Consider the following 13,988-nt stretch of genomic DNA (forward strand, 5'->3'; position numbering starts at 1 on the left):
GCACTCAGGGCGCGGTCATGGTGATGCGTACGGCGCGCCCGTCGACGCGACCCTTGGCCACGGCGCGGGCGGTGGCGTCGCTCCACTTGATCCGCAGCCGACCGGAGTGCGCGCCGGCCAGTCCGGCCTGGGCCTGGACCGTGCCGTCGCGGCGCAGCCACGTCACGTGGCCGGAGACCGCCACGTCGCGGACCAGGCGCAGTCGATGCATCCGGAAGGAGACACGGGACAGGCCGGCGGTGGTGAAGGTGCCACCGCGCAGACCACGGCCGTGGGTGCCATACATCGCGAACCAGCGCGGGAAGAGGTCGCCGACGGTGTGCACGGCGGCGGCAGCGGCCCGACGGCTGGCGGCTCGACCAGACCCAGCGGGCACAGGGAAGCCGCGCGCCTTCCGCGGGAAGGAGGACACCATCCGCACGGCCGGATTGGCGTCAGCGGCGCACGAGGTGTCGCCGGGGTCGCGTCTCCGGACGAACCGGCGGACCACCTGGGAGGCGCAGCCGGCGTAGTCGGCGAGCGCCGTCACGTGGCCGACGTTGGCGACCTCCACGAAGTGCGAGTTGGGGAAGTTTCCCGCGACCACCTGGGCGCCCCACGGCGAGGTGATGGAGTCCAGATCGCCTACCAGCACCAGCGTCGGCATGGTGGGGTAGGTGGGCGGCTCCGGCACTGCCGGCACCCAGTGGCTCGGCTTGCTCCACGGCAGACAGGTGTTGTAGTCCGCCCAGTCCGAGGTCAACCAGTCGGTGATGGTGAACGGCGCGAAGATGCTCGGGTTGGTGTGTCGCAGGTCGGCGACCGCGTCGTCGTACTGCTGCCGGCGCGTGGCGGGCGACGCTGACCGGTCCCAGAGCTGCGGATAGTCGTTGCAGGCGACGGCGAGGTAGGCGCCCTCGGAGTACTCGCGCACCGGGCCACCCCCGCCGTAGTAGCCCTGTTCGGCGGCGATCCTCAGCAGGGGTGCGCTATCTCCGGCCCGCCAGGCACGTCGAGCGGCGTCGAGCTCCTGGTAGACGGTCGTGCCGTAGGTCGCCGTCCCCATCAGGTAGGCCAACTCGCCGGGATCGACCCGAGCACGACGACGTGTCCCGTCGGCGTCGTACGCGTGTCCGCTGATCGGATGGTGGCGCAGCCGCTTGGCCGCCTTCACGAACCGCCGGATCGGATCGCCGCTGCACGAGGCGTCGCGTCGACAGACCCGGCGGAACGACGCGCGCAGGGCCTGGTTGAGATCGGGATACCAGGGATCAAGCCCGGCGACCGGGTACGCCGCGTCCAGGGTCAGCGTGCGGACTCGGTCGGGGTGTCGCACGGCGAAGGTCTGACCGAGGAAGGTGCCGTAGGAGTCGCCGTAGACATCCACCTTGGGGATGCTCAGGCGATCCAGCACGGCTGCGAAGTCGTCCGCAGCGAAGGCACTGCCGTAGACGTCGCTCGCGTCCCCGAGCTGCTTGGCGCAGCGGCGGGCGTTGCGCAGGTAGTTACCCCGATAGGACTGCAGCTGGGGACAGTTGATCGCCCCCGAGCGCCCGGTGCCCCGGGCGTCGATCAGCAGCAGGTTGCGCTTGGCCAACAGCGGCCTGAAGAGCTGGAGGTAGTAGTCCCGGCTGCCGGTGGTGGCGTAGCCCGGACCGCCCTCGATGGCCAGGATGGTCCGGCGGGCGTGGCCATAGTCAGCCGGGTAGAACTCATAGCCGATCCTGATCCGACCAGCGCCGGGGTCATCCGGATCGAGGACCCTGCGGATATGGCCGACGACGGGCTTGTCCTTGGCCTTCGGGACCCGCTCGGAGATCGGCCTCGGCTCGACACCATGGTTTCGGGGACGATCAGAAGAGCCACTGGGCACCGCCTGCGCGGGTACGCCGGGCAACGCGATCAGCCCGATCAACAGCCCGCCGATCCATAATCCGCGCGCTCCGCGGACCACCCCAGCCGTCCAGATCCGGCGCATGGCGACCCTCCCACAAGCGGTAGTACGGTCCCGATTGGCTGGTCTTTGGTCGCGGTAAGGCGCACCAACCAGCCCATCGGGACCGTACTACTTCTCGGGGCCGTGGTCTCCTGGCATCACCTTCGTCGTCGCATCGGCGAGGTTGTCCTTGACCACCAGTGACGCTGCTGACCGGCGCCCACGGCCACCTCCGCGCGGTGGCCGCCACGCCCGACGGCGGCGTATGGGTCACCACCAGCAATCGCGACGGCCGCGGCGACCCCGCCAAGGACGACGACCTCGTCTTGCGCCCGGAGTAGCCCTCCCAGACAACGTCACAGGCTCCGGTCGCCCCGGCGATCTGCCCCGGCGACCGCAGAGGATGAAGTCCCGCGTGCTCAGCCGCGGAAACGAGCGGGCCGCTTCTCCACGAAGGCGGCCAGGCCCTCGGCGAAGTCGGCGCTGGCCAGCAGTCGGCGTTGGCCCGTTTCCTCACGGGCCAACGCCGACTCCAGGTCGACGGTGGCGGCATTGATCGCCGCGGTCGTCATCGCGGCGGCAGCGGGCGCGCTGGCGGCCAGTTGGTCGAGCAGCGCACGGCAGCGGTCGTCGTACTCCTCCGCGGGCACGCACTCGGCGACCAGCCCCCACCGCTCGGCGGTGACGGCGTCGACCTTCTCGCCGGTGAGCGCCATCCGCAGCGCCTTCGCCCGCCCGATCGCGGCGGCGACCAGGGCGGTGGCGCCACCGTCGGGCATCAGACCGATCTTGGCGAAGGCCAGCACGAACGCGGCGCGATCACTGGCCAGGGTGTAGTCGCAGGCGAGCGCGAGGGAGACCCCGACGCCGGCTGCGACACCACCGACCAGTGCCACCGTCGGAGTGCCGACCGAGGTGAGGGCGCGGATCACGTCACCGATGGCGACCAGCGTGGCATCGTCGGGCGGTGTTGCCGAGGTCGGATCGCCGGCCCCCAGGTCGGCGCCCGCGCAGAAACCCCGGCCGGCTCCGGTCAGCGCGATCACCCGCACCTGCGAGTCGCCGTCGAGCCGTCTTGCTGCTGCCGCAACCTCGCCGAGCATTGCCGCGTCCACCGCGTTGAGGCGGTCCGGCGCGTTCAGCGTGATCCGGCCGATCGCTCCCTCGACCTCCACCAGCACGCACTCGTCGCGGTGATCAGTCATCGCGTCCGTCATCGGGCGACCTCCTTGAAAGCAGCGAGTACGGCGGTTCAGCGACCCGCGCCTTTCGCATCCGGGCGGCTCCGACGCTATCGGCCGAGCAGACACCGGCGAACGACGGGCTCACTCACTCTGTGTCTCGGCATCGGCCTGCCTGACAGCGCCGTTGGCGAGCAGAGCGTCCACCTCGGCCTGGCTGAACCCGTGGTCGAGGAGGTAGGTCGTCGTGTCGGCACCGATCACCGGCTCGGGGCCCGGGTCGCGCCCGGGCGTGTCGGAGAAGCGCGGGGCCACCCGAGGCACGGGCCGCCCATCGAGCTCGGCGAAGGTGCCACGAGCCACCAGATGAGGGTGGCTCGGTGCCTCGGCGAGACCGAGCACCGGCGCCACGCAGGCGTCGGTGCCGTCGAAGATCTCCAGCCACTCGTCTCGGTTGCGGCTGGCGAACGTCTCCGCGATCGCGGCCCGGTGGCGCGGCCAGGCCGCGACGTCTTCCTGTGCTTCGGCGAACTGCAGCCCGAGGCCGGCCAGCAACGCGGCGTAGAACGGCGGCTCGAGAGCGCCCACCGCCACGAATCTGCCGTCAGCGCAGGGATAGGTGTCGTAGAACGGTGCTCCACCGTCGAGCAGGTTGGCTCCCCGAACATCGCGCCACGCACCGCCGTTGAACAGCCCGTAGATCATCGTCGCGAGCGATGCCGCGCCGTCCACCATGGCCGCGTCGACCACCTGGCCCCGGCCGGTGGTCTCCCGTGCATGAAGGGCGGCGAGGATCCCCACCAGCAGATACAGGGTGCCCCCACCGAAGTCGGCCAGCAGGTTCGCCGGAGGCCGAGGCCGCTCCGACCCACCGGACAGGTGCAGGACCCCCGTGATGGCGGCGTAGGTGATGTCGTGGCCCACCCTGTCTGCCCATGGCCCCGTCTGACCCCATCCGGTCATCCGGGCATAGACGAGCCGCGGGTTGCTGGCCAGACAGTCGCCCGGGCCGAGACCGAGCCGCTCGGTCACTCCGGGTCGCAGTCCCTCGATCAACACATCGGCCTGATCGGCCAACCGGCGTACGACGTCAGGCCCGGCCGCCGACTTGAGATCGACCGCGATGCTCGGTCGCGAGCGGCGCAGCCCGTCCGGGAACCAGTCGAGCGCACCGGGTGCGGAAGCACGGTCGACGCGGACGACATCGGCTCCAAGCTCGGCGAGGATCAGCGCGGCGAGCGGCGAAGGACCGATGCCGGCCAGCTCGACCACGCGGAGGCCTGTGAGAGGGCCTGCGAGAGAGGCAGCCCCGGGGGCCGAGGAAGGTCGCGCGTTCACTTGATCCGTGTCGTCATCTGCGCTCGTGGTCACCCGCCGATCATGCCGCAGCCGGGCCACGGCCTCACCCCGGAGGCAGCCAGGCTAACCTGGGTCCACTGCGACCGAAGGGGCATAGACGTGACTGGGACACAGAAGCTCACCGGAGCGTTCCTGCTCGTGGCGACCGCGGTCGGCTTCGAGCTCGAGTGGTTCTGGCTCTTCGCAGCGGGTGTCATCTTCTTGGTCGGGTGGGGTCTCGTCACCTTCACCAGCGCGCCGAAGCGCTGACCATAGTCGGACCAGGTCAGGCGACACCTTCTGGCTGGCCGATTTGCTCGATCTCGTCTTCCTTGTTGGAGATCAGTGGCCGCAACCATCGGGCATCCGGGTCGGCGTCGACGAAGACCGCCTTGGCGAGCAGCGTGAGCGGGATAGCCAACAGCGCACCGAGTGGGCCGATCACCCAGCTCCAGAACACCAAGGACACGAAGGTCAGCGTGGTGGACAGGCCGAGAGCGTCGCCGACGAACTTCGGCTGGATCACGCTCTGGATGACCACGTTGAGGAGGCAGTAGATCACGACCACCGTGATCATCATGCCGAGGCCGCCGTCGAGGAGGGCCAGCACCGCCGGCGGGATCAGCCCGATCACGAAGCCGATGTTGGGGATGTAGTTGGTGATGAAGGCCAGCAGACCCCACAGCACCGGAGCCGGGACGTCCAAGATCGCCAAGGCGACAGTGTCGAGGATTGCCACGATCAGACCGAACACGGTCGAGACCGCGAAATACCGACGGGTGCCGATGGCGAAGTCGTCGATCGCACCCACGATGGCGGGGCGCACCTTGGCGGCCGAGCCGAGCAGGCGCGGGAAGGTCCCGCCGTCCATCGTCATGAACAGCACCAGGGCGAGGATGAAGGCCAGGTTGGAGAGCACCGAGGCCGCGCCACTGAGGATCGACTCGACGAGTCCGATCAGGCGGTCGGGGTCGAAGGACGAGACCACGTGCTGGATCTCCTCCTGTCCGACGCCGAAGCGCTCGGCCCAGTCGGCAAGGTCCTGCAGCTGCTCGGTGAGGGCATCTTGATAGGCAGGCAGGAGCGTCGCGAACCTGGCCGTCGACACGACCATCGCGATCACCAGTGCGGCCATGCCGAGGTAGACCACCACGATGCACACCAGCGTCGCGGCCCAGGTCGGCAGGCGTCGGTCCAACCAGCGTCGCAGAGGGTGCGCCATGATCGTCAGCACCAGCGCCATCAGGGCGGGGCCGACAATGCCGTGGGCGGCCTTGATGCCGGCCACCACGATCACCGTGGCGGCCAAGCCACCCATCACCAGCACTGGCCTCGGCACAAGCGGTGGGGTGGACACGTCGTTCGTCGACATCGGTTCCGTCCTTCGCTGTCACTGCCCGCCAACGGGTCCGTCGCGCTCTACTGTGGACCCGCGAGGCGCTCAGCGAGGGGTCGGCACACCGAGGGAGGGGCGGTGGATGTCCACGGGTGCCGAGAGCGGCGAGCCTGGATCCGAGCCCGAGGCGAGGCGATCACGTTCCTCTCGGCGGCCAGCTGGATCCTGCTGATCGGCTTCGCGGCATCCTGGTGATCTGCTCGGTGGTCGGCCGGGTGCTCACCGAGGACCCGGCCGTGCGGCGGCTTTTCACGCTGGAGTGGGAGGCTCTGCCGGCCCTGACCTCGAGGCGTCGGCGGCGGGAGCAGGGTGAGACAGCAGCTCCACCAGCAGCAAGATGATCGCGACCAGCAGGGCCAGCCAGAGCGTGTAGCGCGCGGTCGGGTGGTCCCGCAGCACATAGGCGAGCAACGCCGCCGCCAGGACCACCACCCGGATCGGGGTCCGGTAGGTGTCCAGCACGACCCCGAACCGGCCCGTGTCCAGTCCGACGGACCCGCCTCCACTCCGCGCCGCGCCGATCGCGCGCGCCGTGCCGCGTCGCAGCCCGGCGGGGGCAGCCCCCGGCCCGCCGAGCCAGGCGATGAACGCGACCGCCAGCCCCAGCGTGAGCAGAGCGCGAAGACTCACCCGCAGGAAGCGGGTGACGATGTCGTACGCCGCGGCCGCCGCCTCTGGGTGCAGCTGGGCCGCGGGCAGGGCGTCGAGGTACATCCCGCGCAACACGTTGAGGGCAACACCGAGGACCAGCATCGAGGCAGCGACGCCCAAGGACCCGATCACCAGTGTCCGGCGGCGCGACCGGCTGACCCAGATGCCGCCGAGCAAGCAGACAATTCCGGCGATCGGCAGCCAGAGACTGAGTCTGTCGAGCACCCGGAAGGCGCGCTGGAACCTGGTGATCTGGGTCGACTCGACGATGGTGAACTCGGCCTGCACCTCGGGAAGGCGCTCGGCGATCTGGAAACCCCTGTCGATCAGTTGCTGTTTGACGGCGTCGACCACCGTGGCGAGATTGACCGAGACCGAGGTGCCGGTCACCTCGACGGTGTCGGTGTCCTTGCCGGTGAGCATGGCAACGAGTTGCACGTGTGCCTCGTGATTGGCCTCTCGCCACGCGTCCTGGAACTCCTCAGATCGCACCAGCGCGGACACTTGATCCTCGACGAGGTTCTCGATCGATTCAGCCAGGGGGGCCGCCAGCATCCGGAGGCTGTCGGCGCGAAGCTGCGACATACCGCGATCGGTGAGCGCGTCCACCGCCCGGTCAGCGATCGACTCGACCCGGAGCCTGGTGGTGATCTCGGCCGAGAGCCGCTCGATGACGGCGTCTTGCATCGCAGGATCTGAGGCCAACGGCGCGACGGTCTCGACGTAGCGGTCACTGTCGGAGACCAGGTCGTGGGCCCAGCGGGACACCACCGACAGCGGCGCGATGATCACCGCCATGGCCACGAGCACAGACGCCGCGATCGGCCGCCAGCGGCCCGAACGTGTCGGCTCGTGCTCGGCCTCGGGCGCTGCCCCGTCGGTCATCGGCGTCTCCTCAGGGCCCTGACGATCGGTTGTCTGGGACAGCGCGACCATACCGGCCAGGGCCGCACGGGGTCAGCGGACCGTCAGCCGGCGAGCGCCCGGCGTACCAGACGCCGATATTCGGCTGACGTGTCACCATGGCGGGATGCATGAGGACGCCGACCGGCTGCTGGCCGCACGGGCAGAACAGCTCGAGTCGGAGCTGGCCGAGCTCACCCGACCGGTCGGAGACCTCGGCACGATCTCCTTCGGCAAACGCGTGGGTGAGGGCACCTCGATGGCCGTGAACCGGCTCGCCGCGGTCTCTGCCCAAGAGCATCTGCTGACCATGCTCGAGGAGGTACGCCGGGCCAGAGCGCGCGTGGCCGAGGGCAGCTACGGCATCTGCGAGGTGTGCGGCGACCAGATCCCCGAGGACCGGCTGGAAGCTCGTCCGTGGGCGACCCGCTGCGTCCACCACAGCTGACCGGATCAGCCCTGCTCGTAGTCCTGAGGTTGCGTGAACAACCCGTGCGGGTCGTAGGCCTCCTTGACCTGCGCCAGCCGGTCGGCGTTGTCGGCGAAGTAGTTGGTCATGTAGTCGCTCATCCGCGCGTCGGCGTAGTTCACGTAGGCGCCGGTGCCCCAGCTCGGCGTCATCGCGCGGCGGAAGCCACGCACGTAGGAGACGGCCGGTGCGGCCGGACCACCGGCGTAGGTGGCGGTGTACTGCACTGACGCGACCGCACCTCGATGACCGAAGGCGGTATCGCTCGCCCCGAGGTCGTCGACGGCTCCGCCGAGTGAGTCGAGCGACAGGCCAGCCTCGGTGAGCCCGGAGCCCTGCGCGGCCTCCACCCGGTCCAACATAGCGTCGACGTCGGCGTCCTGGCCGGTGATGATGTGCGATGTTGCCGCGAACGCCTCGCGCTGCAACGAGCCGCCCGGACCGGTGTGACATTGGGCGACCGGGATGCTCGAGCAACCAGCGAACGAGAGCATCGTGTCCACCATGGACTGGGTGTTCCGGCTGTCAGTCGTAGGCGACGGGACATTGCCGAGCAGGGGTTGCAGCGCAGCGTCCATGGCCGAGGGTGACCCCGTCCAGGTCGCCGACACGAACATGACAGGACCAGAGGTGTGGGTCGCGCCTCCGAGCAGCTTGAGGGTCGACCAGAGCTTCCGGTCCGCCTTCGGCATCGCTGCCAGCCAGGCCGGGACGACGTCTCGCGCGGCAGCGAGCGGCCAGGCGAGATAGGCCCGCGTGATCGTCGGCGCCTGGAAGGTGTCGGTGGTGAAGGACGTGACCACCCCTAGGTGTCCGCCACCGCCTCCTCGCAGTGCCCAGTAGAGGTCGGGCTCGGTGTCCTTGTCGGCGGTCACCACCCGGCCGTCGGCCAGCACTACCTCCATCGCCGTCACGGCGTCGCAGGTGAGGCCGTGCTCGCGGGTGAGCACGCCGACGCCGCCGCCCTGGGACAGACCGGCGATGCCGACCGTCGGACAGGATCCGGCCGCGATCCCGCGGCCTTGCTGGCCGAGCGTGCTGTAGACGTCGACCAGTGGCGTGCCAGCGCCGATGGTGGCCGAGGTGCCGTCGAGGGTGATCCGGTTCATCGGCCGCACGTCGATGACCAGGGCCTTGTTGCCCGCGGACCAGCCCGGATAGCTGTGTCCGCCCGACCGCACCGCGAGCGGCAGCCCGTGGTCCTGCACGAAGGCGAGGCCGGTGGCGACGTCGCGGCTCGATTTCGCCGACAGCACGGCCAGCGGTCTGGCCGAGTCGAAGCGGGGGTTCTGCACGAGCCGCACGACGTCGTACGACGACGAGGCGGGCCTGGCCAATGACCCGCTGATGCTGCGGGCCAGCTTGTCCCACTCTGCCGCCGTCGGCGGCTGTGACACCGGCGCTGTGCTCGAGGCGGGCGACGTCGGTGAGCTGGGGGAGCTGTCGCCCTTCGGCGTAGAAGTGCCGCTGCACGCGGTCGCGGTGCCGGCCAGGCCGGCGACCAGGAGAGCGCGACGGTCGATCCTCGGCGTCATCACGGGCTCAAGCCGAGTGTGCGGTGTCGGTGGGACGGCGTCGGATCTCCTGCTCAAGGCTCAACTCCATCTGGGTGTACGTCGTGAGCGCCCCCTCCGCGTTGTCGACCAGGAGCCGCACGAGCCGGGTAAGGTCCTCGAAGTCGTCGCGGCTGAGGCCGCGGAACCAGGTGTCGTTGACGACACGCTTCTCGGTGTTCGTCTTCTCCAAGGTCTCCCAGGCCAGGTCCGTGAGCTCGAAGTACTTGACCCGCTGGTCGTGTTCACTGGCGCGCTTGCGCACCATCCCCGCGCGCACCAACTCGTTCATCGCCATCGAGACCGCCGAGCGGGTGACCCGGAGATACCGTGCAAGGTCCTGGGTCACCAACGGGCGATCCGGGTCCATCCGAGATGCGGCGGTCAACACCGTGATCGCCGGGGCCGACAGGGAGATGTCGTACTTCAGCTTCACGAAGTTGGCGTGCCTGCGGAGGATCTCCTCGACCGACGCACTCAGCGCGAACAGGTCGTGGGCGAAGGCTCTGAACCTCCGGTCCGAGTCACCGTCGAGCAGAGCCGGCAGCGTCGTCGACAGCCCGCCGCGCGCCCACGCACCCTCACCGGGACTGGCACCTTGCATCGAAATCCCTCCCAGGGAGTCCACGTCGGGTGCCCATCGTCGCACTTCCTCGAGGCTGGGATCAGCGTGGGTGTCGGGTGTGCCAGTCGGTCTGCCGCTGGAAGGCGGCACCCGCACGGCAGAGAGTCGACTCGCCGAGGTGATCAGACACCAGCTGCATCGTGATCGGCATCTGGTTGTCGTCGAAGCCCGCGGGGAGCATCATCGTCGGGCTCCCGGTCAGGTCGTACGGCGCGGAGAAGCGGAACGCCTGCACCACATCGCCGGAGGCCGCCAACTCATCCCACTCGGTGCGCGTGAAGGCGGTCCGTGCGCTCGTGGGGATCAGCATCAGATCGGTGTCTCGGAACATCGCGGAGACCTCGTAGCTGAAGGCCTGTCGCGCCAGCTGAGCGGCCGCCAGGTCCTGGGCCGACACGCCACTCATCACCTCCAAGAAGCCACCCAGCTCCGGGCCGTAGAGCTCGGCCTTGGCCGGATAGGTCTCTCGGTGCGACCAGACCGCCTCGGCACCGAGGATGACCATCAGGCCAGCCAGAGCCGGCTGATAGTCCGGGAAGACGATCTCCTTGATCTCCGCGCCGGCTGCCCGCAGCGCCTGCGCAGCCTGCTCGAGCGCGGCGACCAGCGGATCGGCGACGTCCTGGGTGGCGTAGTCACGCGGGAGACCGATGCGGATCCCTCGCAGGTCGCCGCCACAGGCGGCGGCGTAGTCGGGAACCGGTGCGCTCACTGCCGTCGGGTCGGCGGGGTCCGGTCCGGCCATGACCCGCAGCATGATGGCGGCGTCGACCGCCGTTCGGCACAGGGGACCGATGTGGTCGAGGGAGTCGGCGACCGGGAAGACGCCGTACCTGCTGACTCGGCCCCACCCTGGCTTGATGCCGGTGACACCGTTCTGCGAGGCGGGGAATCGAATCGAGCCGGCAGTGTCGGAGCCGACCGTGCCGAAGGCCAAACAGGCGGCCGTGGCGACACCCGGCCCGCTCGACGAGGCACCCGACCAGTAGTCGGCGTTCCACGGGTTGACGGGTGGTTCGACCTCCGGGTGGTGAGCGGTGAACGCGTGCTCGGTGGTCTTGAGCTTGCCGAGCGTGATGGCACCGGCTCCTTCCAACCGGTCGACAACGGTCGCGTTGTGGTCGGGCTGGAAGTCCCGGTGCAGCACCGAGCCCGCGGTCGTGGGCGCGAAGTCGGTGAAGAGGATGTCCTTGACGGCGATGGGTACGCCGTGCAGCGGCCCGCGCCAGTTGCCGCCCGCGATCTCGGCTTCGGCCTGAGCCGCCTGCTGGCGCGCACGCTCCGCCGTCACGGTGACGTAGCTGCGATAGGTCGGATCGGTCGTCTCGATCCGGTCGAGCATGTGGTCGGTCACCTCGACGGGCGAGACCTCTCGGCTGCGGATCAGCTCCGAGAGCTCGTTGATGGACAGGTCGTGCATGGCGTCAGCTCCTCAGGTCAGTGGTTGCTCGAGTCGGAACGGTGCTCATACGACGCCCTCGAAGAGCCAGGACATCTTCTGGTAGACGTATTCGGGGGAGGTCTCCGCGAGGACGGAGCGGCGTAGGTCTCGGTACACGCCCGCCGCGTGGTAGAGGTCTCCGAACTGGCGAGCGGTCAGTTGCACTCGCGCGGTTCTCAGGTAGCGCTCGTCGCGATAGGCGAGCAGTCCGGTGACGATGTCGTCGGTCCGCGCGACCGCCCTGCCGAACACCACCGAGTCCTCCAGTGCCATGCAGGCACCCTGGGCGATGTAGTGATAGCTCGGGTGCGCCGCGTCACCGAGCAACGCGACAGCTCCGTCGACCCAGGCGGCAGTCGGCTCGCGGTCGTAGAGCAGCCAGTTGCGGGACATGTCCAGCTTGGAGAGCAACTCTTGGACCTCGGGGCAGGCGCGCTCGAACTGCTCCAAGAAGACTGACGCGGCGTGCTCGCCTCGAGCGTGTTCGGGCAGCCGAGCGATGCCCGCCATGTTGTACAGCTCCCCGCGGCGGACCGGGTAGTGCGCGAAGTCCAGGTGCGGGCCGCCCCACATCACCACCGACTCCTGGTAGAGCTCCTGGGGGATCTCGTCGTAGGGCACGATCCCGCGATAGATCGTGTCGCCCTCCGTGCTGGGCGCGCCGTCTCCGGCGACCTGAGCGCGGGTGACGGACCAGAGGCCGTCGCAGCCGACGGCAGCTGCGCCGTGGACCTTCTCGCCGCTCTCGAGCACGGCGACCGCTCCGCCCTCGGGAGCGTTGTGGACGTCGACCACCCGGCAGCCGGTTCGCAACTCCACCAGCCCGGTCGCACGGCAGGCATCCAGCAGGATCGAGAGCAGGTCCACGCGGTACATCAACGCGTAGCGGAAGCCGAAGCGCTCGCTGAAGCTCGGGTCACCGACCGGGAGGCGGATGACCTCCTCGCCGCTGAGGATGTCCTTGAGGATGAGGTTCTCGGGGAACGACGCCGCTTGCAGGGCAGCCTCCAACACCCCGAGGTGTTCGAAGACCTTGAAGGCGTTGGGTGGCATCTGGATGCCCGCACCAAGCTCGTGGAAGCCGTCTGCCTGCTCCAACACGACGCTGCGCCGACCCTCTCGGGCCAGCGACAGGGCCGTGGACGAGCCGGCGATGCCGCCGCCCACGATGACCAGGGGGGCGTCAGAGGCAATCGACACGAACTGCTCCTTGCTGTCGAGGGGATCGGGGCTCGGTCACGTCGGGTCGACGGTCATCACATCGGGGATCGCGCCCTTGACGACCACGCCGTCCTTCACCACGCAGACCACCTCGTCCAAGGCGTGGAGATCGGTCAGCGGGTTGCCTCGCACGATGATCAAATCGGCTGCTGCTCCCGAGGCGAGGCTCCCCCGAGTGCCGCCGGTGACCAGCTCGCCGGCGGCCGAGGTGGCGGCCTTGATCGCCTGCATCGGGGTCATGCCTGCCTCGTGTAGCAGCTGGACCTCATAGGGAGCCAGGCCGTGCGCAGTCGCCGGTGCGCCGGCGTCGGTCCCCGTGGCGATCCGCACTCCCGCCTCGATGGCCTTGCGCAGCTGCGGCATCTTCTTCTCGTTCAGGCGGGCGATGATCTCGGCCTGGGCGGCGTTGCCGTCCGAGGCGACGCGGTTCATGACCGCCAGCGTCGGGACCAGCCAGACTCCACGCTGGACCATCAGCTCGATCGTCTCGTCGGACAGCCAGGTGCCGTGCTCGATGGAGGTCGCACCAGCCTCGACAGCGGCTCGGATGGCTTGGTCGGAGTGCGCGTGGACAGCCAACGGGACACCGGCAGACCGGGTGACCTCGCCGACGGCCTGCAACTCGGCCTCGGTCATCTGCATCCAGTAGGGGTCCTTGCCCTCCTCGGCCAGCGCGCCCGCGGTCGCCATCACCTTGATCAGGTCGGCACCGAGGTGCAGCTGGTTGCGAGCCGCGCTGCGGAACCCCTCGGCGCCCCCGGCCTCCTCGGCGTAGATGCTGCCGTGGCCGCCCGTCACGGCCAGCCACTGACCACTCGACAACACGGTCGGGCCGCACACGGCGTCGCGTCGCACCGCATGCTTGAACTGGATGGCGACGTCTCGGATCCCACCCACGTCACGGACCGTGGTCACCCCGTGGCTCAGGTGCGCGTCCGCGTTGCGGAGCGCCTCGTAGGCGTAGTAGGCGTCCGAGAGCTGGTTGCGCCACCACACGAATCGTTCCATCGACAGCGACAAGTGCACATGCGCGTCGATCAGGCCAGGCAGGACGGTGTACTCCCCCGTTGCCTCAGCCGGCCGGCCGGAGGGTGGGCTCTCCTCGACGCTGGTCACGGTGGACTCGAAGTCCACCACCACGTCGGTCCGCTCCGTGTCCGAGATCCCGTCGAGCAACCGGTGAGCTGTGATCCGCACAGGCTTTGCTCCCAACGCTGGGTAGGGGCCCGGCGACGACGCCGGGCTGGCGACCTGGGGCGAGAGTATTGGTACGTCAGTGATTTACTCAAGTATCT

The 13,988-nt window shown here is 69.2% G+C and carries 13 protein-coding genes; 3 read left to right on the forward strand and 10 right to left on the reverse strand.

What is annotated here, in order from left to right; all coding sequences use genetic code 11:
- Positions 1–4 precede the first annotated feature (4 nt).
- Complete coding sequence (locus tag QM714_RS12365; protein WP_415100843.1) at positions 5–1,957, reverse strand: alpha/beta fold hydrolase; 1,953 nt, start codon at positions 1,955–1,957, stop codon at positions 5–7.
- A 158-nt stretch (positions 1,958–2,115) separates the two neighbouring features.
- Between QM714_RS12365 and QM714_RS12370 the strand changes: the two genes are divergently transcribed.
- Positions 2,116–2,256, forward strand: a complete 141-nt coding sequence (locus QM714_RS12370) for a hypothetical protein (RefSeq protein ID WP_415100845.1) — start codon at positions 2,116–2,118, stop codon at positions 2,254–2,256.
- Positions 2,257–2,334: 78 nt separating this feature from the next.
- Here the strand turns inward: QM714_RS12370 and QM714_RS12375 are convergent, their stop codons facing one another.
- The gene (locus tag QM714_RS12375; protein WP_415100847.1) at positions 2,335–3,132 is read right to left on the reverse strand and encodes an enoyl-CoA hydratase-related protein; all 798 of its coding nucleotides are present in this window, start codon (positions 3,130–3,132) and stop codon (positions 2,335–2,337) included.
- Between the two features lie 108 nt (positions 3,133–3,240).
- A complete protein-coding gene (locus tag QM714_RS12380; protein WP_415100849.1) occupies positions 3,241–4,467 on the reverse strand; it encodes a CaiB/BaiF CoA transferase family protein in 1,227 nt (408 codons plus the stop codon).
- An 87-nt stretch (positions 4,468–4,554) separates the two neighbouring features.
- Between QM714_RS12380 and QM714_RS12385 the strand changes: the two genes are divergently transcribed.
- On the forward strand, positions 4,555–4,704 hold the full coding sequence (locus tag QM714_RS12385; protein WP_415100851.1) for a hypothetical protein: 150 nt from the start codon (positions 4,555–4,557) through the stop codon (positions 4,702–4,704).
- Positions 4,705–4,720: 16 nt separating this feature from the next.
- On the opposite strand, the gene QM714_RS12390 is transcribed toward QM714_RS12385, so the two are convergent.
- Together QM714_RS12390 and QM714_RS12395 are read right to left on the reverse strand one after the other, a co-directional pair.
- Complete coding sequence (locus QM714_RS12390; protein ID WP_415100853.1) at positions 4,721–5,806, reverse strand: AI-2E family transporter; 1,086 nt, start codon at positions 5,804–5,806, stop codon at positions 4,721–4,723.
- A 273-nt stretch (positions 5,807–6,079) separates the two neighbouring features.
- Positions 6,080–7,366 carry a hypothetical protein gene (locus tag QM714_RS12395; protein WP_415100855.1) on the reverse strand — a complete coding sequence of 429 codons (1,287 nt, stop codon included), beginning with the start codon at positions 7,364–7,366 and terminating at the stop codon, positions 6,080–6,082.
- A 145-nt stretch (positions 7,367–7,511) separates the two neighbouring features.
- Between QM714_RS12395 and QM714_RS12400 the strand changes: the two genes are divergently transcribed.
- Positions 7,512–7,832 (forward strand): TraR/DksA C4-type zinc finger protein, encoded by a 321-nt coding sequence (locus QM714_RS12400; protein WP_415100857.1) that lies wholly within the window; start codon positions 7,512–7,514, stop codon positions 7,830–7,832.
- Positions 7,833–7,837: 5 nt separating this feature from the next.
- On the opposite strand, the gene QM714_RS12405 is transcribed toward QM714_RS12400, so the two are convergent.
- From QM714_RS12405 to QM714_RS12425, 5 genes are all read right to left on the reverse strand, one after another.
- The gene (locus tag QM714_RS12405; protein ID WP_415100859.1) at positions 7,838–9,388 is read right to left on the reverse strand and encodes an FAD-binding oxidoreductase; all 1,551 of its coding nucleotides are present in this window, start codon (positions 9,386–9,388) and stop codon (positions 7,838–7,840) included.
- Between the two features lie 7 nt (positions 9,389–9,395).
- Complete coding sequence (locus QM714_RS12410) at positions 9,396–10,010, reverse strand: MarR family winged helix-turn-helix transcriptional regulator (RefSeq protein WP_415100861.1); 615 nt, start codon at positions 10,008–10,010, stop codon at positions 9,396–9,398.
- A 61-nt stretch (positions 10,011–10,071) separates the two neighbouring features.
- Entirely contained in the window at positions 10,072–11,451 is a 1,380-nt protein-coding gene (locus QM714_RS12415) for an amidase (RefSeq protein WP_415100863.1), read from the reverse strand.
- 45 nt (positions 11,452–11,496) lie between these two features.
- Positions 11,497–12,672, reverse strand: coding sequence for an FAD-dependent oxidoreductase (locus QM714_RS12420; RefSeq protein ID WP_415100865.1), 1,176 nt, complete (start codon positions 12,670–12,672; stop codon positions 11,497–11,499).
- 36 nt (positions 12,673–12,708) lie between these two features.
- Positions 12,709–13,890, reverse strand: coding sequence for a metal-dependent hydrolase family protein (locus tag QM714_RS12425; RefSeq protein WP_415100867.1), 1,182 nt, complete (start codon positions 13,888–13,890; stop codon positions 12,709–12,711).
- Between the last annotated feature and the right edge of the window lie 98 nt (positions 13,891–13,988).

Source organism: Nocardioides sp., from assembly GCF_047602075.1.
Taxonomy (GTDB): Bacteria; Actinomycetota; Actinomycetes; order Propionibacteriales; family Nocardioidaceae; genus Nocardioides.

Coding starts and splice junctions, on each gene's coding strand:
- QM714_RS12365 (WP_415100843.1), bottom strand. CDS start 1,957: ATGCGCCGGATCTGGACGGCTGGGGTGGTCCGCGGAGCGCGCGGATTA.
- QM714_RS12375 (WP_415100847.1), bottom strand. CDS start 3,132: ATGACGGACGCGATGACTGATCACCGCGACGAGTGCGTGCTGGTGGAG.
- QM714_RS12390 (WP_415100853.1), bottom strand. CDS start 5,806: ATGTCGACGAACGACGTGTCCACCCCACCGCTTGTGCCGAGGCCAGTG.
- QM714_RS12395 (WP_415100855.1), bottom strand. CDS start 7,366: ATGACCGACGGGGCAGCGCCCGAGGCCGAGCACGAGCCGACACGTTCG.
- QM714_RS12400 (WP_415100857.1), top strand. CDS start 7,512: ATGCATGAGGACGCCGACCGGCTGCTGGCCGCACGGGCAGAACAGCTC.
- QM714_RS12405 (WP_415100859.1), bottom strand. CDS start 9,388: ATGACGCCGAGGATCGACCGTCGCGCTCTCCTGGTCGCCGGCCTGGCC.
- QM714_RS12410 (WP_415100861.1), bottom strand. CDS start 10,010: ATGCAAGGTGCCAGTCCCGGTGAGGGTGCGTGGGCGCGCGGCGGGCTG.
- QM714_RS12415 (WP_415100863.1), bottom strand. CDS start 11,451: ATGCACGACCTGTCCATCAACGAGCTCTCGGAGCTGATCCGCAGCCGA.